Origin of the sequence: Lysobacter sp. GCM10012299 (genome assembly GCF_042649405.1) — a bacterium.
Taxonomy (GTDB): domain Bacteria; phylum Pseudomonadota; class Gammaproteobacteria; order Xanthomonadales; family Xanthomonadaceae; genus Lysobacter_J.
The window spans coordinates 514,623-535,365 of sequence record NZ_JBHRZC010000004.1; the positions used below are offsets into that span (position 1 = coordinate 514,623).

Here is a 20,743-nt window from a genome sequence, read left to right on the forward strand (position 1 = left end):
GGGCGAACGCGGGGCGACGATGGCGCCACGGTGAAGCGAGGGTGAAGTCAGCCCGGCAGCGACAGGCGCGCGACCGCGCCACCACCTTCGCGATTGTCCAGGGTGGCCTCGCCCGCGTGCAGGGTCGCCACCTCGGCGACGAAGCAAAGGCCAAGGCCGCTGCTGCGGCTGCCATTGCCGGGGCGCGGCAGGGAGTAGAAGCGCTCGAACACGCGATCGCGCGCGTAGTCGGGAATGCCGGCGCCGCGATCGCCCACTTCCAGCACCTGGCGTTCGCCCGCACGCCGCAGCCGCAACTCGATGCGGCTGCCTGCCGGGGCGAAATCGACCGCGTTCTCGATCAGGTTGATCAGCGCCTGGCGCAGCAGGAACGGATCGCCCTGGACGGCGGGCAAGCCGGATTCGAGGTCCGCATCCAGCACGACCCCGGCACGCGCCAGGCGCGTGGTGCATTGCGCGATGGCCTCCTCCGCCAGGCCCGCCAGCATCACCGGCTCGGGCTGTTCCAGCCGCTGGCGATGTTCGACCGCGGCCAGCGCCAGCATCTTGTCGATCATCTGTGCCAGCCGTTCGCTCTGGCTGCGGATGCTGGCCGCGAAGCGGATGCGGTCGGCTTCGTCGAGCGGGCCTTCGAGCAGCTCGGCACTGCCACGGATCGCCGCCAGCGGGCTCTTCATCTCGTGCGTCAGCGTGTGCACGTATTGCTCGACGTACTGCTTGCCTTCCAGCCGAACGCGCATGGTTTCCAACGCCTGGCCGAGCTCGCCGAACTCGCCGGCGGCGCGCGGCACGGTGACGCGCTCGCCCGCCGTTACGCCGTTGGCATACCGGCGCAGTTCGCCCAGCTGGCGCGACAGCCACCAGGCCGCGACCAGGCCCACCAGCAACGACGCGCCCAGCAGCACCGCGCCCCAGCGCAGCACCACGGCCTGGCTGCGCTCGATGAAGGGGGCGATGGCGCTGTTCGGCTTGGCCACCGTCAGCACGCCGATCACCTTGCCCTGGCCATCGCGGATGGGCGCGGCGACGTGCATCACGGTCGAGTCGGGGTCGGCGTATTCGCTGCGGGTGGAACGCGCGCCGTACTTGCCGCGCAGGGTCAGGTAGACGTCGTTCCAGCGCGAATAGTCCGCACCGACGTCGCGGCCGCTGCTGTCGAACACGACCCGTCCGCGGGCATCGGTGACGTAGATGCGGTACTGCGAGGAGCGCTTTCCGAATCCCCAGATGCGGGCACCGTAGTCACGCCGCGCCATCGCCCGCACGCGGTGGGCGAAGACGCCATCGTCGATGCGCCCGGCGATGAAGTCGTCGGTGGCCAGTTCGGCGAGCACGTTGGCGGTGTCGACCAGGGTGTCTTCCATTGCCTGGCGCACGCCCGGCTTGACCTCGGCGACGAACACCTGGGCCAGCAGCAGCCCCGCCAGCGCGACGATCAGGAAGTAGCCGAGGAAGATGCGCAGGCCGATCTTCATTCGCGCGCGGCCTTGCCGTTGCCGTTGCCCGGCCCGTTGGCAATGTCGAGCGAATACCCCAGGCCACGGTGGGTGCGGATCGGGTCGAGCTCGGGCGCGACGTCGCGCAGCTTCGCCCGCAGGGTCTTGATGTGGGTGTCGACGGTGCGGTCGCCGCTGTCGAGGGCGTTGCCCCAGACACGGTCCATCAGCTGCGCGCGCGACAGCACCGCGCCGGGACGCTGCAGCAATGCCGCCAACAGCCCGTATTCGTAGCGGGTGAGGTCGAGCAGCTGATGGCGGTAGGTGATGCGCTTTCCTTCGGCGTCGTGGACGAAACCGCCGGCCCCGGCCGGGGCCTCGTGGTGCACGCGCCGCAACACCACGCGCACCCGCGCAACCAGCTCGCGCGGCGAAAAGGGCTTGGTCACGTAATCGTCGCCACCGATTTCCAGTCCGAGGATGCGCTCGGCCTCGGCGTTGTGCGCGGTCAGGAAGATCACCGGCAGGTCGCGTCCGCGCCGCAACTCGCGGCACAGGGCGAAGCCGCCGATGTCCGGCAGCCCCACGTCCAGCACCGCCAGGTCGAAGGACTGGCCCCGCGCCAGCGCCAGCGCGTCGCGACCGGTCAGGCAATGCGAGGTTTCGAACCCGTCGGCACGCAATGCGTGGACGACGATGTCGGCGATGGCGGGTTCGTCTTCTACCAGCAGGATGTGCATGGGGGGAAGCGTAGCAGCCCCCTCGCCGAGCCCGGAACGGCGCGTGCGTGTAGATTGTGCGGGTCCCCGCTCCCCCGCAGCCCATGAATTACCGTCACGCGTTCCACGCCGGCAACCATGCCGACGTGCTCAAGCACATCGCGCTGCTGGCGATCTGCGATGCCCTGGTCGCCAAGCCGGCCGCGGTGTTCGCACTCGATACCCATGCGGGCCGTGGCCTGTACGCGCTCGACAGCAATTCGGCGCAGCGCACGGGCGAGGCCGAGGGCGGCATCGGCCGCCTGATCGCCGAGGCACCCAGGCACCCGGCGGTGGCGCGCTACCTGGCCGCGATCCGTGCCTGCCGCCACGAACACGGCCAGGCCAGCTATCCCGGGTCGCCCTGGCTGCTTGCCCACGCCCTGCGCGAGCAGGACCGCATTGCCACCTGCGAACTGCAACCGGAGGAAGCGGGCCAGCTCAAGGCGGTGTTCGAGCACGATCCGCGCGTGGCCGTGCATCAACGCGACGGCTACGCGGCGATGAAGGCGCTGCTGCCTGCGCGCATTGGCGAAACCCGCTACAACCGCGGCCTGGTGCTGATCGACCCGCCCTACGAAGCGCAGCTGGAAGAGTTCGACACCGCCATCGCGGCATTGCGCGAAGGCATCAGCCGCTGGCCGCAGGGAACGTTCGCACTGTGGTATCCGATCAAGTTGCGGCGTGCGCTGCAGCCGTTCTACCGGCGCGCGGCCGCGATCCCGGCCAAGTCGTCGTTCGTCGCCGAACTGCAGGTCCGGGCCGACGATTCGCCGCTGCGCATGAACGGCAGCGGCCTGCTGGTGCTCAATCCGCCGTGGCAACTGGACCAGGCGCTGGCAGGCGCGCTGCCGTTGCTGGCCAAGGTGCTGGGCGAAGGCCCGGGCGCGGCCAGCCGGGTGGAGTGGCTGGTGCGGGCGGCGTAGGCGGCAACGTCCAAATGGGTCCCGGCGTTCGCCGGGACGACGGTCAATCCATCTTCACGTCGGGCTCGAAGAAGCTCCAGCGCACTTCCGGGAAGCTCTGCTTGAGCGCGCGCTCGACCGTGTTGATCTGCTCGGTCAGGGCCGCGACGCTGTGCTCCTCGCGCATGTGCGCCTGCACGGACACCAGTACCTCGTTGCCCAGCTGCAGGGTGATCAGGCTGATCACCTGGTTGATTTCCGGACGCGCATCGAGGAACTCGCGCATCTGCTGCTGACGCGCCGGGTCGACACTCTGGCCGATCAGCATCGCCTTGACCTCGATCGCGACGAACACCGCGACCACGATCAGCAGCGCACCGATGGTGATCGTGCCGATCGCATCCCACAGCGGGTTGCCGGTGACCGCCGCCAGCAGCACCGCGATCAGCGCGAACACCAGGCCGAACAGCGCCGCCAGGTCCTCGCCGAAGATCACCACCAGTTCGGCCTGGCGGCTCTCGCGGAACCATTGCCACAGGTTGCGGCCACCGCGCGCCTTGTTGACCTCGACCAGGCAGGCCCGCATCGATACCGCCTCGGCGATGATGCCGAAGGTCAGCACGCCCGCGGCCCAGTACCAGTGCTTGATCTGCTCGGGATGCTGCAGTTTGTGGATGCCCTCGTACAGCGAGAACATGCCGCCGACGGTGAACAGCATCACCGCCACCAGGAACGACCAGAAGTAGATCGCCTTGCCATAGCCGAGCGGGTAGTCCGGTGAAGGCGGCTTGCGCGCCTGGCGCATGCCCAGCAACAGCAGCAACTGGTTGCCGCAGTCGGCCAGCGAATGCACGGTCTCGGCCAGCATCGCGCTCGAGCCGGTGAAGAACGCGGCCACGCCCTTGGCGACCGCGATTGCGAAATTTGCGCCCAGCGCGAACAGGATCGCGCGGGTCGAATCACCACCACCTGCCATGTGCCTTCCTTAGTATTTTGGTCGCTGGAGCGCGTGAACCTGAATCGCGCGAGTCTAGCATCGGCGCATGGCCGGTCAGTACGCGCGATCGTCGGGACCGGTGCTCAGTCGGCGAGTTCGCGCTGGGTGCGCTTGGGCAGTTTCTCGCGGACCAGTTCGTAACTGCGGCGCACCAGCGCGCGCAGTTCGTCGGCGGGTATCCGCTTGGGCTGCTCCATGTACACCCAGTGTGCCCGGGCCAGGTACGGGGCCGGGATGAACCCCGGTCGCTCGGTCAGCTCCAGGAACCGCTCGTCCTCGACCTTGAAGCTCATGCTCCCCGCCTTGGGCCCGCGCAGGCAGATCACGCAGAACATCTTCCCGGCCACCGAGAAGACCAGGTCGTCCTCCCATTTCACCGACTCCTCCACCCCGGGCCAGGGCTGCAGCCAGCCGCGCAACGTCGTCTCGTTCATGTGTCCCGGTCCCTTGTCCGATGAACGGCGCCCATCGGGGGCCGCCCTGTGAAGATTGTGAATACGCCTCTGCGGGGAAGTGTGCCAATATCCGCCCATGGCCGCGCGCGAACGACTCCCGCCTTGGCACGAACGAATGCGCCTTCCCAACGGGCGCGAAGTGCTCATACGCCCCATTCGGCCGGAAGACGCCGAACCGATCCGTGCGAGCTTCTCCCTGCTTGAGCCCGAAGAGGTCCGACAGCGCTTCCTGTATGCGCTGAAGGAGCTCACCACGGACATGGCCGAGCGGATGACGCGGATCAATCCCAAGACTGAATTCGCGCTGGTCGCGGCCGAGCCGCTGCCGCCGGGCGAAGCCCTGGTCGGCGCGGTGGCGCGCATCGCCATCGACGAGAACGGCAAGGACGCGGAGTTCGCGATCCTGGTCAGCCATTACGTGGCCGGCATGGGCCTGGGCCGCTACCTGATGACGCGGCTGGTGAAATGGGCCCGCGGCAAGAAGCTCGACCGTGTGTACGGGGATGTGTTCGAGCACAACCAGGCGATGCTTTCGCTGGCCGAGTCCCTTGGCTTCCAGCGCGAGTTCCAGCAGGACGCACCCGGCCTGATCCGGGTCGCGCTGGACCTGAAGGCACGCAAAGCCTGAGCTGTCCGCAAGGACCGGGGCGGCGCGTTCGACAGTTTGCTCGGGGGGCCTGCGGCAGGGTGCTGCCGCGCGTCCATGGAAGGACCCCACCCTTCCGGACCCCGCCATGACCGTAAATGAAGAACGCCTCAACCAGTTCCTTGGCCACGCCGTCGGCGACCTCGGCGCGGCGATGAGCGCCACGCTGATGCTGGTCGGCGACCAGCTCGGCCTGTACCGGGCCCTGGCAAAGCGACCCCTGACCTCGGTGCAACTGGCATCGGAAACCAACACCAACGAGCGCTATGTGCGCGAGTGGCTGGGCAACCAGGCCGCGGGTGGCTATGTCGAGTACGACGCCGCCACCGATAGCTACTCGTTGAGCCCCGAACAGGCCCTGTGCCTGGCCGATCCGGGCGGACCGGTCGACCTGCCCGGCGCCTACTCGCTGGTCGAGGCGACGTTCCATGCGCTGGAGCGCACCAAGGACAACTTCCGCACCGGCAAGGGCATGGAATGGGGCGAGCACCACCCGTGCCTGTTCCATGGCACCGAACGCTTCTTCCGTGCCGGTTACAACGCCAACCTGATCACCAGCTGGCTGCCGGCGCTCGATGGCGTGATCGAGAAACTGAAGGCCGGCGGCAAGGCGGCGGACGTGGGGTGCGGGCACGGTGCCAGCACGACGCTGATGGCGCAGGCGTTCCCGAAATCGAGTTTCATCGGCTACGACTATCACGCAGGCTCAATTGAAGTCGCCAGCGAACGCGCCCGCCAGGCGCGCGTCGACAACGCCTACTTCGAGGTCGCCGATGCGACCGGATACAGCGGCAACCATTTCGACCTGATTGCGTTCTTCGATTGCCTGCACGACATGGCCGACCCGGTCGGCGCGGCGAAGCACGCGCTGCACGCACTCAAGCCCGATGGCACCTGCCTGCTGGTAGAACCGTTCGCCGGCGACAGCGTCGAGGAGAACCTCAACCCGGTGGGTCGCGTCTACTACGGCGCGTCATCGCAGATCTGCGTGCCGGTGTCGCTGGCACGCAATGGACCGGCGCTCGGGGCGCAGGCCGGTGAGGCGCGATTGCGCGGCGTGCTGGAGGAAGCGGGATTCAAGCGCTTCCGCCGGGCCACGCAGACGCCATTCAACCTGGTGCTCGAAGCGCGGCCATGACCCGCCATCGTTGCAGCAGGAGCCAGCGGACTGGCTCCTGCTGCAAGGCGGACAACTGCCGTGGTTAGACGATCGTCAGGGTGACGTCGATGTTGCCGCGGGTCGCGTTCGAGTACGGGCAGACCTGGTGTGCCTTCGCGACCAGCGCTTCGGCCTGCTCTCGCGACAGGCCCGGCAGCGAGATCTTCAGCTCGGCCTGGATGCCGAACGCCTGGCCGACCGGACCGATGCCGACGTTGCCTTCGATGCTGGCATCCGCCGGGAAAGCGATCTTCTCTCGCGACGCGACGACCTTCAGTGCGCCGATGAAGCAGGCCGAGTAGCCGGCTGCGAACAGCTGCTCCGGGTTGGTGCCGTCGCCGCCGGCGCCACCGAGTTCACGCGGCGTGGTGAGCTTGACGTCGAGCACGTTGTCGGAAGAAACGGCGCGACCGTCGCGGCCGCCGGTGACGGTGGCATGGGCGGTGTACAGGACTTTATCGAGGGACATGGGTGACTCCTTTGGGGGGCTTGCGGGGGGATGCCGTTGCCGGCGGTGTAGTTACTAGCGCGATAGTTGATCGTGCACTATGTATATGTCAGCCGTGCGGGTGCTCATGCGTTCTTCGCCAGGCTCCCGCGCAGGGACTCGAGTTGCTGCTTGAGCGACACCATCTCGTCGATGGAGCACTCCGCCGCACAGACCAGGTCGGCCGGGACGGTTCGTGCCTTCGCCTTGAGCGCGCGCCCTTCCGGGGTCAGCGCGATGATGACCTGGCGCTCGTCGTCGAGCGCGCGGGTGCGGGTGATCAGGCCGGCCGCCTGCATCCGCTTCAGCAACGGCGTCAGCGTGGCCGAGTCAAGGAACAGGCGTTCACCAATTTCGCTGACCGTGACCTGGTCGCGCTCCCACAGCACCAGCATGGCCAGGTACTGCGGGTAGGTCAGGCCAAGCGGCCCGAGCAGCTTGCGGTAAACCTTGTTGAGCGCCAGGCCGGTCGAGTACAGGGCGAAGCACAGCTGCTCGTCGAGCGTCTGCGGCGCCTTGGTCCTCGATGGTTTGGTGGCTGCGGTCTTCATGGGCCGTACTTTACATAGCGCGCTATCTACTTGCAAGCGATTATTGTCCCGGCCCGTGGAACGCTGCGGTCCAGGCAGGGGCTTCCCGGCCCTGCCGCCCCACTCACGTAAAATGCAGCCTCTTTGCGCTGGCGGCGATGGCTGCCGGCGCTGCATTCGTTTTTTCGCTTGCGATCACCGGTAGAGACCCCCCTGATGCCGAAGTCCGACTTCCCCGCCCCGCCCCTGCCCAAGGCCGGACAGCAGCGCGCCTGGTGGCGCGCGCCGGCATCGCCTTCCGCACTGGCCTTCCACATCGCCACGGCGGCGCGTGCGCACGCGGGCCCGGTGCTGGCGGTGGCGCGCGACAACCAGACCGCGCACCAGCTTGAGTCCGACCTGCAGACCCTGCTGGCCGGACAGGCCGACGTGCCGGTGCTGGCCTTCCCGGACTGGGAAACCCTGCCCTACGACATCTTCAGCCCGCACCCGGACATCGTCAGCCAGCGCCTGTCGGCATTGCATCGGCTGCCGACGCTCAAGCGCGGAATAGTGGTGGTGCCGGTACAGACGCTGCTGCAGCGACTGGCACCGCTCAAGCACATCGTCGGCGGCAGCTTCGACGTGAAGCTGGGCCAGCGCCTGGACCTGGATGCGGAAAAGCGCCGGCTTGAATCGGCCGGTTACCGCCATGTGCCGCAGGTGCTCGACCCGGGCGACTTCGCCGTGCGCGGTGGCCTGCTCGATGTCTACCCGATGGGCGCCGAGCAGCCGTTTCGCGTCGAACTGCTCGACGACGAAATCGACACCATCCGTGCCTTCGACCCGGAGTCGCAGCGCTCGCTCGACAAGATCGATGCGGTGCACCTGCTGCCCGGCCGCGAAGTGCCGCTCGATGACGCATCTCTAAAGCGTGCGCTCGACGCACTGCGCGACCGCTTCGATCTCGACACGCGCCGCAGCGCGCTCTACCAGGACCTCAAGGCCGGCCTCACGCCGCCCGGCATCGAGTACTACCTGCCGCTGTTCTTCGACAAGACCGCGACGCTGTTCGACTACCTCGCCGACGACGTGTTGCCGGTGATCGGCGACGGCGCCTTCGAGGCGGCCGAGCAGTTCTGGACCAACACCGGCGAGCGCTACGAGCAGCGTCGCCACGATCTCGAACGCCCCCTGCTGCCGCCGGACGCGCTGTACCTGGCACCGAACGCACTGCGCGAGCGTCTCAATGAAGGCAACCGCGTCGAAGTCTGCGGCGAAGGCCATCCGCAACGCGACCGCGCGCAGGCACTGGGCGACCAGCCGGCGCCGGCATTGCCGATCGCCGCGCGCGACCACGCCCCGGCCGATGCGCTCAAGTCGTTCCTCGGCAGCTACCCCGGGCGCGTGCTGATCGCCGCCGACTCGGCTGGCCGGCGCGAAGCGCTGCTGGAGCTGTTGCAGGCGGCGAACCTGAGGCCCGATGTCGTCACGGGCTGGCCGGCATTCGCGCCGCCGCAGGGCACGAGCCGGTTCGCGATCGCGGTTGCGCCGTTCGACGACGGTTTCGCCATCAGCGAGCCGGCGCTGGCGGTGCTGACCGAGCGCCAGCTGTTCCCCGAGCGTGCCAGCCAGCCGCGTCGTCGCCGCCGTGTCGGTCGCGAACCCGAGGCGATCATCCGCGACCTGGGCGAGCTCAGCGAAGGCGCGCCGATCGTCCACGAGGACCATGGCGTGGGTCGTTACCGCGGCCTGATCACGCTGGAAGCCGGCGGCCTGCCGGGCGAATACCTCGAAATCGAATACGCCAAGGGCGACCGGTTGTATGTGCCGGTCGCGCAACTGCACCTGATCAACCGCTACTCCGGCGCGTCTGACGACACCGCGCCGCTGCATTCGCTCGGTGGCGAGCAGTGGACCAAGGCCAAGCGCAAGGCCGCCGAAAAGGTCCGCGACGTTGCAGCAGAGCTGCTCGAGATCCAGGCCAAGCGCCAGGCCCGCGCAGGGCTTGCGATCGACATCGACCGCAGCATGTACGAGCCGTTCGCGGCCGCGTTCCCGTTCGAGGAGACGCCCGACCAGCATTCGGCGATCGAGGCGGTGATCCGCGACCTGGGTTCGAGCCAGCCGATGGACCGCGTGATCTGCGGCGACGTCGGCTTCGGCAAGACCGAGGTCGCGGTACGCGCGGCCTTCGTCGCTGCCGCCGCCGGCAAGCAGGTCGCGGTGCTGGTGCCGACCACGCTGCTGGCCGAGCAGCACTACCGCACCATGCGTGACCGCTTCGCCGACTGGCCGCTCAAGGTCGAAGTGCTGTCGCGCTTCAAGACCGCCAAGGAGATCAAGGCCGAACTGGAGAAGGTGGCCGAGGGCAAGATCGACGTCGTCGTCGGCACCCACCGCCTGCTGCAGCCGGACGTGCGCTTCAAGGACCTGGGCGCGGTGATCGTCGACGAAGAACAGCGCTTCGGCGTGCGCCAGAAGGAGGCGCTGAAGGCACTGCGCGCCAACGTCCACCTGCTGACGATGACCGCCACGCCCATCCCGCGCACGCTCAACATGGCGATGGCCGGCCTGCGCGACCTGTCGATCATCGCAACCCCGCCGGCGCATCGCCTGGCGGTGCAGACCTTTGTCGTCCCGTGGGACGACGCGCAGCTGCGCGAAGCGTTCCAGCGCGAACTCTCGCGCGGTGGCCAGGTGTACTTCCTGCACAACGACGTCGAGAGCATCGGCCGTATGCAGCGCCAGCTCGAAGAGCTGGTGCCGGAGGCGCGCATCGGCGTCGCCCACGGCCAGATGCCCGAGCGCGAACTGGAGCGGGTGATGCTCGACTTCCACAAGCAGCGCTTCAACGTGTTGCTGTCGACGACGATCATCGAATCGGGCATCGACATCCCCAACGCCAACACCATCATCATGAACCGCGCCGACAAGTTCGGCCTGGCGCAGCTGCACCAGCTGCGCGGCCGCGTTGGCCGCTCGCACCACCGTGCCTACGCCTACCTGGTGGTGCCTGACAAGAAATCGATCACGGCCGATGCACGCAAGCGCCTCGACGCGATCGCGGCGATGGACGAGCTCGGCGCCGGCTTCACCCTGGCCACGCATGACCTCGAGATCCGCGGTGCCGGCGAGCTGCTCGGCGAGGAACAGAGCGGTCAGATGGCGGAGGTCGGCTTCAGCCTCTATACCGAACTGCTCGAACGCGCCGTGCGCTCGATCAAGCGTGGCGAGCTGCCGGATGTCGATGGCAGCCACGCCCGCGGTGCCGACGTCGAACTGCATGTGCCGGCACTGATCCCGGAGGATTACCTGCCCGACGTGCACACGCGCCTGACCCTGTACAAGCGCATCAGTGGCGCCCGCGATGCCGACGAGCTGCGCGAACTGCAGGTGGAGATGATCGACCGCTTCGGCCTGCTGCCCGACGCGGCCAAGCACCTGTTCGCCATCGCCGAGCTCAAGCAGCGCGCGACCGCGCTGGGCATCCGCAAGCTCGACCTGGGCGAGAAGGGTGGGCGCGTGCAGTTCGTGGAGAAGCCCAACGTCGACCCGATGGCGATCATCCGCCTCATCCAGGGCCAACCGAAGCTCTATCGCATGGACGGCCCGGACAAGCTGCGCATGACCCTGGACCTGCCCGATGCGCAGTCGCGCCTGCTGGCCGCGCGCGGCATGGTCACGGCATTGCAACCGGCGTGACGGGCGTCGCGGGCATGGCGGCATGCGAACGGGTTATCGTTCGCGCATTCCACCGCGCGGAACGCACGATGAAGCTCGCCCTGCCCTTGCTGCTTGCCCTGGCCCTGCTCGGCGGTTGTGCGACCACGCCACCGCCGGCCACTACCTTCATCCTGGTGCGTCACGCCGAGAAGGTGCCGGACGGTTCGAAGGACCCGGAGCTCACGGCGGCTGGGCTGGCCCGCGCCGATGCACTGGCGGCAAGGCTGGCCGGCGTGCCGCTCGACGCCGTGTATTCCACCGCCTTCCGCCGCACGCAGCAGACGGCGGCGCCGACCGCGCGCGGGCATCAGCTGGCGGTGGTCACGTATGACGCCAAGGAACCCGCCGCGGATTTCTCGGCCCGGCTCAAGCGTGAGCACGCAGGGCAACGCGTGCTCGTGGTCGGCCACAGCAACACCATCCCGGGTATCGCCGCCGCCTTGTGCAGCTGCGAGGTGGCGGAGATGAGCGAAGCCGAATACGACCGGCTGACGACCGTGCGCATCGCCGCCGATGGCAAGGCGACGCTCGAGGAAGGGAAGCAGTAAGGCACCGTCCATGGATCCCCGCCTCCGCGGGGATGACGGAGCTACAGCTGCGACTCGACCGGCAGCCAGCCGATCACGCGCGCGAGCGCACGCCTGCCCATGCCTACCGCCGGTTCATGCGTCCATTCCCGTGGAGGCTGCGCCGAACCGTCGCGCCAGCGCAGCTCGCCGTCGTCCAGCCAGAGCTTGTAGCTGTTGCTCGCACTGGTCTTGGCTTCGAAGGTCCGCAGCAGGTCGCCGCTGAGCTGGGGATCGCGGAAGAGGATGCCCATCTCGGTATTGAGGTTGATCGAACGCGGGTCGAGGTTGAACGAGCCGACGAAGCCGACGTTGCCGTCCGCCACGAATGCCTTGGTGTGCAGGCTGGCGTCGCTGGAGCCAAACCCACTGCCGCCGCCGCTGCCACTGCCCCGCCCGCCGTGGCCGCCGCGCGCCATCAGCTCGTACAGGTCGATGCCGCCCTTGAGCAGCGGCAGCCGATACGGCGCGTAGCCGCCATGGACCGCGGCAACGTCGGTGGCGGCGAGTGAATTGGTCAGCACACCGACACGGACGCCACGCTTGCGCATCGCCACCAGCGCCGCCACGCCCTCATCGCCGGGCACGAAGTACGGCGAGATGATGAGCAGTTCGCGACGCGCGCCGGTCGCTGCCGGCACCAGCACGTCGGCCAGCCAGCCCTTGCGAGGCGCGCCGTCGGCTTTAGCCGGCGGGTCGGAATAGACGTGCGCGTCGCGTGTCCAGCGCGGTTGCTTCTCGCCACGCAGCAGCGCGGCGATCGTCGGCGACTGACGCAGCTTGACGAGATAGGGATGGGCATCGCGCGACTGGTACTCGAGGTCGACGATCCGCCGCAGCCGCTGCAATGCCTCCTCGTCGCTGTCGACCAGCGCCGACAGCGGAATGGCCGACGGGCTGTTCCAGAATGCATCGAAGATGGCGGCGGTTTCCTGCACCGGGGGCCCGACCACCGCCAGGTCGGCATCCATGAAGTTCGATTCCGACGATGCACCGAAGTATTCGTCGCCGATGTTGCGTCCCCCGACCACGGCGATCCGGCCGTCGACGATCCACGCCTTGTTGTGCATGCGCCGGTTGAGGCTGAAGAAACGCAGGAGCATTTCCACGCCGCGCATGAAACTCGAAGCACGCGCACGCGACGGGTTGAACATCCGTACTTCGACGTTATGGTGCTGGTCCAGCGCGGCCAGCACCGAGTCCTTCTTGTGCGCGTTGAGATCGTCCAGCAGCAGTCGCACGCGCACGCCGCGGTCGGCCGCGCGCAGGATTTCATGGACGATGAGGTTGCCGGTCAGGTCAGGCTTCCAGATGTAGTACTGGAGATCCAGGCTGCGGCCGGCCACGCCCGCGCTCAGCGCGCGCACGGCAAACGCGTCCAGGTTGTCGTTGATGAGCGACAGCCCTGCTTCGCCGGGACGCGCCTGCGTCATCGGCGCGATCGCGCGGTCGACCGGCGTCTCGATCCGGTCGGCGGCAATGGCCTGCGATGGCGCGCCGCGCGCGTAGTGGGCGAACCGGCCGTAGCTGAAGACCGACAGCGCCGAGCCCACGACCAGCACGATGGCGACAATCCCGAGCCAGCGCAGCTTCCTGGTCATGGCAGTCCTGGCGGAGGGTATGGATCGATTCTAGTCACGGCCCCTGCACGGCCATTTCACACGGCCGCTTACAATCGCGGCCATGAGCCCACGAACCCGCACACTTGCTGCCATCTCCGCCACGCTGATGCTCGCCTGCACCGCCTGCAGCAGTCCGGTGCGCACCGGCACGCAGGTAACGGCGAACCGGCCCTTCACCCTGCGACCGGGCGAGCAGGCCGCGCTGCCACGGCAGGCGTCGCTGCGATACGTCGGCGTGGACAACGATTCGCGTTGCCCGACGACGGTGACGTGTGTCTGGGCGGGCGACGCGCAGGTGAAGCTGGTGTTCGAGCAAGCGGGCAAGGCGGTCGACGTCGTCCTGCACAGTGCGGACCCGTCGCCACGGCCGTTGCAGCAATGGACGCTCACGCTCGTCGCCCTGGAACCCGGCGCCGCACCAGCGGCCACGCTGCGCCTGGACGAAGCCCCGCGCTAGCCTGCGCATGGCGGCCCTGGCGCCGCAACGACCTGTTTCGCCAAACGCAACGCAGCAGCTGTTGATTGCATGCCAAGCTGCCGCCTGCACCGACCACGACGAGGAACCGACATGACCACGATCGTTTCACCGCGCGTACACGACCTCGGCGGATTCCAGGTACGGCGCGCCGTGCCCAGCATCCAGGCGCGCTCGGTCGGCCCGTTCGTGTTCGTCGACCACATGGGCCCGGCGGTGTTCGAACCGGGGCGCGGCATCGATGTCCGCCCGCATCCGCACATCGGCCTGGCGACGGTGACCTTCCTGTGGTCGGGCACGATCACCCATCGCGACACCCTCGGCAGCTACCAGGACATCAACCCCGGCGACGTCAACTGGATGACGGCCGGGCGCGGCATCGCCCACTCCGAACGCACGCCGGCGACGCTGCGCGAGCACGAGCATCCGCTGCACGGCATGCAGACCTGGGTGGCGTTGCCGCGTACCGACGAGGAAGCCGCTCCCGGCTTCTTCCACCATCCGGCCGCGACCCTGCCGCAGCAGCGCCGCAATGGCAGCTGGCTGCGCGTCGTCGCCGGCCGCGGTTACGGCGAGGAGTCGCCGGTGAAGGTCTACAACGGAACCCTGTACGTCGCCATCGACCTGGACGCCGATGCCGAGCTGGCGCTTGACGACGGCCATGCCGAGCGGGCGCTGTACGTGCTGGAGGGCGACGCCCAGCTGGACGGCGCCGACATCCCGGCGATGCATCTGGTCGTGCTCGACCCCGGCACCCGGCCGAAGCTGCGCGCGCGCACCCCGCTCAAGGCCATGCTGCTGGGCGGCGAGCCGCTCGACGGCCCGCGCCACCTGTGGTGGAACTTCGTGTCCAGCTCGAAGGAGCGGATCGAGCAGGCCAAGCAGGACTGGTCGGAGGGGCGCTTCGGCAAGGTCCCGGGCGACGACGAATTCATCCCCCTGCCAGAACGCTGAGCCCCCCGGGGCCGTCAGCCCCCGCTCCGGCCGCCCCGGGGCCGGGTTCCCCTATGGATCTGCCGGATTCATAAGTCCGGACACCCGCCTATTAAGCAACGTTATTTGTCAAGTGCCGTTTTCTGGACTATGTTCGGTCCAGATCGGGCGACTTGATCACGTTTTGATCAACCCGATCTGGCGTTAAGGGTGCTTTATCGGGGTTAGGGGCTGTTAGGCAATTGACCACAGGGGGTTAGTCGTGAAAACGACGGCATGGCGTATGTCGGCCTTGCCCGTGCTCGCCGGGCTCATGTTCGCGGCGAACGCACAGGCGCAAGACCAGGGGACGTGTCCTCAGCTGCCCGCCAGCTCGGGGCTGATCTGGGAATACAAGGGCAGTGGCGGAGCCGACTTCTGTCGGGCGCTGCGCGAAGACGGGTCTGAAGCCTTCGGCCTGTACATCTCGTCGAAATCACCGTTCTCGCCCAAGCGCGGCAACCGTGCCGAGCAAGGCGTGATCGATGGCCAGAGCATGTACTGGTACAAGGGCGAAGTAGCGATCAAGCCTGACGTGCAGGTACGCGAAACGCTGCTCGAGCTGCCCGACGGCCGCATGGCGCACATCTGGCTGCAGGCCAGCGATGCGCAGCTCGGCAACTCGATCATGCTTGCGCAGTCGATCCGCTTCCCGGCGACGCGACTGAGCAGCAAGTAAGCATTGGCAGGTAGCCGCGGCGCTGGCCGCGGCTCGCGGGTGCGTGCGCGCCTGCAGATTTCCCTCCCGGTCGACCCCTGGCGCCTACACGGCGCCCGCACTTCTCCTTCCCCTAAGATAGGCCGGCCCCGCCTTGCGGCAGGGCCAGAAGACTGCATCAGCACCGCCCGGGCGGATCGTTGGCAGCAAGGCCCGGGTTTCCGTCACTTCGCAAGGAAGGAACTGGAGGCAGCATGATCAAGCGTCTTGGGGCAGAGTTCATCGGTACGTTCTGGCTGGTACTGGGCGGTTGCGGCAGTGCGGTGCTGGCGGCCAACTTTGGCGGCGATGGCAATCCGCTGGGAATCGGATTTCTCGGCGTGGCGCTCGCATTCGGCCTGACGGTGCTGACCGGCGCCTATGCGCTCGGCCACATTTCCGGCGGTCACTTCAATCCGGCGGTGAGCTTCGGCCTGTGGGCCGGTGGTCGCTTCCCGGCACGCGATCTTCTTCCGTACATCATTGCGCAGGTCCTCGGCGGCCTGTTTGCCGGTTTCATCCTCTGGCAGATCGCCAGCGGCACTGCCACGTTCGCGGTCGATCCCAATGCGGCCGGTGCGTTCGCCAGCAACGGCTACGGGTCGCATTCGCCGGGTGGCTATTCGGTCGCGGCGGCGTTCCTGTGCGAAGTCGTGATGACGGCGATGTTCCTGGTGGTGATCCTGGGGGCCACCCATCCGCGCGCACCGGCGGGCTTCGGGCCGCTGGCGATCGGCCTGGCGTTGACGCTGATCCACCTGATCAGCATCCCGGTCACCAACACCTCGGTGAACCCGGCGCGCTCGACGGGCGTGGCGGTGTTCGCCGGCGCCACGGCCATCGCGCAGTTGTGGCTGTTCTGGGTGGCGCCGATCATCGGCGGCCTGCTCGGCGGCGTGATCTATCGCTGGCTGGGGGATGACGGGCAGCGTTGAGTACAGTTCCTGGGAAGACAAACGGGCCGTGATGCGGCCCGTTTGTTTTTTGCGCAGGGCAACGTCGCTGGTTCCCCGCTTAGAACCGGCCTTCCTGGAAGTCCACGAAGGCCTGCATGATCTGCTCCTTCGTGTTCATCACGAACGGGCCATAACGCGCCACCGGCTCACGCAGCGGACGCCCCGCGACCAGGATCACACGCACGCCCCTGATGCCCGCCCGCAACTTGAACACGCGGCCACCGTTGAGCACCGCCAGCTGCTGCGTCGACAACGGCCGCGCATCGTCGCCCTCGCCGATCGTGCCCTCGCCTTCGAAGGCATAGGCGAACGCGTTGTGGCCATCAGGCAACTCGTACTGCCACGCGGCACCCGCCGCCAGCTCGATGTCGAGATAGACCGGATCCGTGGCCGGCTGCTGGATCGGACCGGCGACATCGCCGATGCGACCGGCGATCAGCTTCACGTTCACACCCGGCGAAGGCTGCAACTGCGGAATGCGGTCCGGCGCGAATTCCTGGTACTGCGGCTGCGCCATCTTCTCGCTCGCCGGCAGGTTCACCCACAACTGGAAACCGCGCATGCGGCCCTCGTGCTGCTCGGGCATTTCCGAATGCACCAGGCCGCGACCGGCCGTCATCCACTGCACGCTGCCGGGCACCAGAACCCCCTCGTTGCCGTGGTTGTCCTTGTGGCGCATGCGCCCGTCGAGCATGTAAGTGACCGTCTCGAAGCCGCGGTGCGGATGGTCGGGGAAGCCGGCGAGGTAATCCTCCGGCTTGTCCGTGCCGAACTCGTCGAGCATCAGGAACGGATCGAGCATGTCCAGCTGCGGCGTGCCGATGACGCGTGTCAGGCGTACGCCGGCGCCGTCGGAGGCCGGCATGCCGCGGATCACGCGACCGATGCGGGCGAAGTCCTGGCTGATGTCGGGATGGCTCATGGCGTACTCCGGATTACGGTTGACTGCCCGTCAATGTCGGGTGCGGGCGGCGCGGCCGCCAGCATCGCCGATGGAACGATCCATTACAGCGCGCCAGTGGCCAGGCCCGACTCAAGCGCGGCGGCTGAAGACGTAGACCGTGGCCGGCGGCACGTTGAGCAGGACGAACTCGCCGCGCTCCACCTCCAGCCCCAGCTCCTCGACCACCTCGGCGGCCACCGGCGACTGCGGACCGTAGGTGAACTGCAGGAAGCGACCGCCATCGCGCAGGCAGTCGAACGACGCCTGCAGGATTTCGCGCTGGGTGGCGCGCGGCATGCTCAGGAAGCCCAGGCCCGACACGATCGCATCGGCCGGTCCGTCGGCGAGCCAGCCGTCGGCCGTGGCGAGCTGCACCAGGTCGCGGGCATCGCCGAGCACGATGCGCACCTGCGGGAAGCGCGTGCGCAGGTGCGCATGCAGTTCCTCGTTGAGTTCCAGCACCATCAGCTCGCGACCGAGGATGCCGCGCGCCAGCAGCGCGCGCGTGATCGCGCCGGTGCCTCCGCCCAGTTCAATGACCCGGCGCGCACCCTCGGGCAATGCGGCGACCATCGCCGCGGCCAGGTCGCGACCCGAGGGCGTCACCGCCGCGGTGCGGGCGGGATTGCGCAGCCACTGCCGGAAGAACGTCCACGAACCTTTCGGGAGCGTCAGCCGGCGCATGGGGTTGTCTCAGGCAGGCCGCCGAAGGCGCCAGCAACGATGGATGCGGGCATCGCGCTCGAAGTCGGGCGGGATGGTCTGGGCGCTGATGTCGACGCATTGCGCGAACTGGGCGATGGCGGCCTCGTCCAGGCGGAAGCGGCGGAAGTTGTTGGAGAAGTACAGCACGCCACCGTCGGCCAGGCGCTCGACCGCTGCGCGCAGCAGGCGCACGTGTTCGGCCTGGACATCGAAGTCTTCGGCGCGCTTGGAATTGGAGAACGTCGGCGGGTCGCAGAAGATCAGGTCGTACTGCTGCGTGTCGGCTTCCAGCCAGGTCAGCGCGTCGGCCTGCACCAGGCGGTGGCGGGTGCCGCCGACATTGTTCTCGCGCAGGTTGTCGGCGCACCACTCCAGGTAGGTCGCCGACAGATCGACGGTGGTGGTGCTGCGGGCACGTCCGACCGCGGCATGCACGGTGGCCGCGCCGGTGTAGCCGAACAGGTTGAGGAAGCGCGTGTCCTCGGCTTCGCCGGCGATGCGCAGGCGCATCGGCCGATGGTCGAGGAACAGGCCGGTGTCGAGGTAATCGAACAGGTTCACGCGCAGGCGCGCATCGCCTTCGCGCACGGTCACCAGTTCGCCACGCGAATCGAACTGCCCGTACTTGCTGCCGCCCTTGCCGCGGGCGCGGGTCTTCAGGGCGACGTTCTCGCGCGGCACGGCGAACACGTCGCGCGCCGCCGCCAGCAGTTCGTTCAGTCGCTTGCGCTGTACCGCTTCCGGGATGTCTGCCGGCGCGGCGTATTCCTGCACGTGCAGGAAGGTGCGCGGCGTGGCTTCGTCGGTGACGTAGACGTCGATCGCCGCCGAGTACTCGGGCAGGTCGGCGTCGTAGGCGCGGTAACAGCTGACGTGCTCGCGCTCACGCCAGGACTTGAGCTTGCGGATGTTCTTGCGCAGGCGGTTGGCGACCATCTGCGCGCCTTCCGACAACGTCGGCGCCGGCTCGTCGGCCGCGCGCTCGCGCTGCGGCGGCGCCACCGGGTCGCAGACGATCAGCGTGCATTCGATCGCACCGTTGAACAGCTGGTACTTCTTGCCCGCGCGCAGGCCGGTGGCGCGCGCCAGTTCGGCGTCGCCGCAGAGCAGGCTGGCACGCCAGGCCGGCACGGTGCGCTTGAGGCCGTCGCCGAGGGCGCGGTAGAGCGCGGCGTCGGCGGCCAGGCGGGCGTCGTAGGGCGGGTTGCAGACGACCAGGCCACTGGCGGCGCCGACATCGGAAGGCAACGACACCGGGTCCCCGCCTTCGCGGGGATGACGGGTGGCGGGCGCTTCGAGCGAGCGGACGTCGCCCACGCGCCAGTCGATCACGCCGGCCAGGCCGGCCAGCACCGCGTTGTCCTGCGCGGCGCGGATCGCGTGCGGATCCAGGTCGCTGCCGAAGAACACCGGACGCAATGCATTCATGCCGGCGGCTTCGCGCGCGCGGGCGGCGTCCACCAGCTGTTGCCACGACGACGCGTCGAAGCCGAGCCAGCGCGTCGGCACGCCGTTGCCGTGGCGCTGCAGGCCGGGTGCCACATCGGCCGCCATCAGCGCGCCTTCGATCAGCAGCGTGCCGCTGCCGCACATCGGGTCGAGCAGCGCGCCGCCGGCCGCGTAGACCTTCGGCCACTGGCCGCGCATCAGCACCGCGGCGGCGAGGTTTTCCTTCAGCGGTGCCTCGCCCTGCTTGCTGCGCCAGCCGCGGCGATGCATCGGGCCGCCGCCGAGGTCGATCGAGACGATCGCGCGGCCCTTGCGCACGACCAGGTTCAAACGCAGGTCGGGCGCTTCGACATCGACGTCGGGGCGCGAGCCGGTGCGCGCGCGCATCACGTCGACCACGGCGTCCTTGACCCGCTGCGCGGCGTAGCGCGCATGCGTGATCGCATCGCCCGACACGTGCGCATCGACGGCGACCGTATCGCCCTGCGCCAGATGCTGCGGCCAGTCGATCGCGGCGGCACCGGCGTAAAGCGCATGCTCGTCGGGGCAGTCGAATTCGGCGATCGGCCACAGCACGCGGCTGGCCAGGCGCGACCACAACACTGCGCGCTGCGCATCGAGGGCGCTGCCTTCGACATTGGCACCGGCCATGGCCGCGGTGGCGCGCGTGCAGCCCAGCGCGACGAGTTCGTCGGCGAGCAGGTATTCCAGGCCCTTGCCGCAGCTTGCGAAGAATTTCATGGCTTACAGCACCGAGAGCAGGGAAGCGAAGGCATCGGCGCTGGCGTCGACGTGGTCGGAAAGGCGGTGGCCGTCATTGACCAGGAGCAGGCGGGAACCGCGGGGCTGCGCCCAGGCGACGACGTCGCTGGCCGGGATCAGTTCGTCGTGCCAGCCGTGGATGATCGAGGTCGGCACGGCGGCGGCTTCCAGGCGCGGGGCCGGGCCCATCTTGATCGGCGGCGCCATCAGGAACAGGCCGATGGTCGGCACCTGCAGCGATACCAGTCCGGAAATGTAGGCGCCCAGGCTCGAGCCGGCCAGCACCACCGGGCCCCGCGACGCGGCCGCGCGCGCCAGCTCGAGCAGGCGCTGCAGGCGGCTGTGCACGTCGCCCAGTTCGCTGACGTCGCGGCGTGCATCCAGGTCGGTGAAGTCCGGGCGCTCGTGGCTCCAGCCCAGGCGCTCGGCGACGTCCGCCAGGGCGGTCACCTTGGTGGCGTCGGGCCCGCTCTCGAAACCGTGGGAAAGGATGCAATGTCCGCGCGTGCTGCTCATGG

The 20,743-nt window shown here is 68.4% G+C and carries 20 protein-coding genes; 9 read left to right on the top strand and 11 right to left on the bottom strand.

Annotation, left to right across the window (positions count from 1 at the left end):
- Positions 1 to 47: 47 nt before the first annotated feature.
- Both creC and creB read right to left on the bottom strand, forming a co-directional pair.
- Positions 48 to 1,475: a two-component system sensor histidine kinase CreC gene (gene creC / locus ACFOPO_RS13530; protein ID WP_386703724.1), complete on the bottom strand. Its 1,428-nt coding sequence runs from the start codon at positions 1,473 to 1,475 to the stop codon at positions 48 to 50.
- Positions 1,472 to 2,176 carry a two-component system response regulator CreB gene (gene creB / locus ACFOPO_RS13535; protein ID WP_386703725.1) on the bottom strand — a complete coding sequence of 235 codons (705 nt, stop codon included), beginning with the start codon at positions 2,174 to 2,176 and terminating at the stop codon, positions 1,472 to 1,474. The genes creC and creB overlap by 4 nt, the downstream gene beginning before the upstream one ends.
- Positions 2,177 to 2,259: 83 nt before the next feature.
- Here creB and ACFOPO_RS13540 point away from each other — a divergent pair, with 83 nt between their 5' ends.
- The gene (locus ACFOPO_RS13540) at positions 2,260 to 3,120 is read left to right on the top strand and encodes a 23S rRNA (adenine(2030)-N(6))-methyltransferase RlmJ (RefSeq protein WP_386703726.1); all 861 of its coding nucleotides are present in this window, start codon (positions 2,260 to 2,262) and stop codon (positions 3,118 to 3,120) included.
- Positions 3,121 to 3,163: 43 nt separating this feature from the next.
- On the opposite strand, the gene ACFOPO_RS13545 is transcribed toward ACFOPO_RS13540, so the two are convergent.
- Together ACFOPO_RS13545 and ACFOPO_RS13550 are read right to left on the bottom strand one after the other, a co-directional pair.
- On the bottom strand, positions 3,164 to 4,075 hold the full coding sequence (locus tag ACFOPO_RS13545) for a cation diffusion facilitator family transporter (RefSeq protein ID WP_386703727.1): 912 nt from the start codon (positions 4,073 to 4,075) through the stop codon (positions 3,164 to 3,166).
- 104 nt (positions 4,076 to 4,179) lie between these two features.
- Positions 4,180 to 4,530, bottom strand: coding sequence for an MmcQ/YjbR family DNA-binding protein (locus ACFOPO_RS13550; RefSeq protein ID WP_386703728.1), 351 nt, complete (start codon positions 4,528 to 4,530; stop codon positions 4,180 to 4,182).
- Between the two features lie 97 nt (positions 4,531 to 4,627).
- Here ACFOPO_RS13550 and ACFOPO_RS13555 point away from each other — a divergent pair, with 97 nt between their 5' ends.
- Positions 4,628 to 5,179: a GNAT family N-acetyltransferase gene (locus tag ACFOPO_RS13555; protein ID WP_386703730.1), complete on the top strand. Its 552-nt coding sequence runs from the start codon at positions 4,628 to 4,630 to the stop codon at positions 5,177 to 5,179.
- A 106-nt stretch (positions 5,180 to 5,285) separates the two neighbouring features.
- A complete protein-coding gene (locus tag ACFOPO_RS13560; RefSeq protein ID WP_386703731.1) occupies positions 5,286 to 6,335 on the top strand; it encodes a class I SAM-dependent methyltransferase in 1,050 nt (349 codons plus the stop codon).
- A gap of 64 nt (positions 6,336 to 6,399) precedes the next feature.
- On the opposite strand, the gene ACFOPO_RS13565 is transcribed toward ACFOPO_RS13560, so the two are convergent.
- Both ACFOPO_RS13565 and ACFOPO_RS13570 read right to left on the bottom strand, forming a co-directional pair.
- On the bottom strand, positions 6,400 to 6,825 hold the full coding sequence (locus ACFOPO_RS13565) for an organic hydroperoxide resistance protein (protein ID WP_386703733.1): 426 nt from the start codon (positions 6,823 to 6,825) through the stop codon (positions 6,400 to 6,402).
- Positions 6,826 to 6,929: 104 nt separating this feature from the next.
- The gene (locus tag ACFOPO_RS13570; RefSeq protein ID WP_386703735.1) at positions 6,930 to 7,394 is read right to left on the bottom strand and encodes a MarR family winged helix-turn-helix transcriptional regulator; all 465 of its coding nucleotides are present in this window, start codon (positions 7,392 to 7,394) and stop codon (positions 6,930 to 6,932) included.
- 195 nt (positions 7,395 to 7,589) lie between these two features.
- On the opposite strand from ACFOPO_RS13570, the gene mfd reads away from it, so the two are divergent.
- Together mfd and ACFOPO_RS13580 are read left to right on the top strand one after the other, a co-directional pair.
- A complete protein-coding gene (mfd, locus tag ACFOPO_RS13575; RefSeq protein WP_386703736.1) occupies positions 7,590 to 11,057 on the top strand; it encodes a transcription-repair coupling factor in 3,468 nt (1,155 codons plus the stop codon).
- Positions 11,058 to 11,125: 68 nt separating this feature from the next.
- The gene (locus ACFOPO_RS13580) at positions 11,126 to 11,626 is read left to right on the top strand and encodes a phosphoglycerate mutase family protein (RefSeq protein ID WP_386703737.1); all 501 of its coding nucleotides are present in this window, start codon (positions 11,126 to 11,128) and stop codon (positions 11,624 to 11,626) included.
- Between the two features lie 41 nt (positions 11,627 to 11,667).
- Here ACFOPO_RS13580 and ACFOPO_RS13585 read toward each other — a convergent pair whose 3' ends face one another.
- The gene (locus ACFOPO_RS13585) at positions 11,668 to 13,245 is read right to left on the bottom strand and encodes a phospholipase D family protein (RefSeq protein ID WP_386703739.1); all 1,578 of its coding nucleotides are present in this window, start codon (positions 13,243 to 13,245) and stop codon (positions 11,668 to 11,670) included.
- A gap of 82 nt (positions 13,246 to 13,327) precedes the next feature.
- On the opposite strand from ACFOPO_RS13585, the gene ACFOPO_RS13590 reads away from it, so the two are divergent.
- The 4 genes from ACFOPO_RS13590 (at position 13,328) to aqpZ (ending at position 16,345) form a co-directional block, all read left to right on the top strand.
- Entirely contained in the window at positions 13,328 to 13,723 is a 396-nt protein-coding gene (locus tag ACFOPO_RS13590) for a hypothetical protein (protein WP_386703740.1), read from the top strand.
- A gap of 111 nt (positions 13,724 to 13,834) precedes the next feature.
- Positions 13,835 to 14,695, top strand: coding sequence for a pirin family protein (locus ACFOPO_RS13595; RefSeq protein WP_386703742.1), 861 nt, complete (start codon positions 13,835 to 13,837; stop codon positions 14,693 to 14,695).
- 262 nt (positions 14,696 to 14,957) lie between these two features.
- Complete coding sequence (locus tag ACFOPO_RS13600) at positions 14,958 to 15,392, top strand: hypothetical protein (RefSeq protein ID WP_386703743.1); 435 nt, start codon at positions 14,958 to 14,960, stop codon at positions 15,390 to 15,392.
- A 233-nt stretch (positions 15,393 to 15,625) separates the two neighbouring features.
- Entirely contained in the window at positions 15,626 to 16,345 is a 720-nt protein-coding gene (gene aqpZ, locus ACFOPO_RS13605; protein ID WP_386703745.1) for an aquaporin Z, read from the top strand.
- 79 nt (positions 16,346 to 16,424) lie between these two features.
- Here aqpZ and ACFOPO_RS13610 read toward each other — a convergent pair whose 3' ends face one another.
- The 4 genes from ACFOPO_RS13610 to ACFOPO_RS13625 all read right to left on the bottom strand — a co-directional run bounded on the left by ACFOPO_RS13610 (position 16,425) and on the right by ACFOPO_RS13625 (position 20,741).
- On the bottom strand, positions 16,425 to 17,288 hold the full coding sequence (locus ACFOPO_RS13610; protein ID WP_386703747.1) for a pirin family protein: 864 nt from the start codon (positions 17,286 to 17,288) through the stop codon (positions 16,425 to 16,427).
- 111 nt (positions 17,289 to 17,399) lie between these two features.
- On the bottom strand, positions 17,400 to 17,993 hold the full coding sequence (locus tag ACFOPO_RS13615; RefSeq protein WP_386703749.1) for a class I SAM-dependent methyltransferase: 594 nt from the start codon (positions 17,991 to 17,993) through the stop codon (positions 17,400 to 17,402).
- Positions 17,994 to 18,002: 9 nt separating this feature from the next.
- Positions 18,003 to 20,204: a bifunctional 23S rRNA (guanine(2069)-N(7))-methyltransferase RlmK/23S rRNA (guanine(2445)-N(2))-methyltransferase RlmL gene (gene rlmKL, locus ACFOPO_RS13620; protein ID WP_386703751.1), complete on the bottom strand. Its 2,202-nt coding sequence runs from the start codon at positions 20,202 to 20,204 to the stop codon at positions 18,003 to 18,005.
- A gap of 3 nt (positions 20,205 to 20,207) precedes the next feature.
- The gene (locus ACFOPO_RS13625; protein WP_386703753.1) at positions 20,208 to 20,741 is read right to left on the bottom strand and encodes a hypothetical protein; all 534 of its coding nucleotides are present in this window, start codon (positions 20,739 to 20,741) and stop codon (positions 20,208 to 20,210) included.
- Between the last annotated feature and the right edge of the window lie 2 nt (positions 20,742 to 20,743).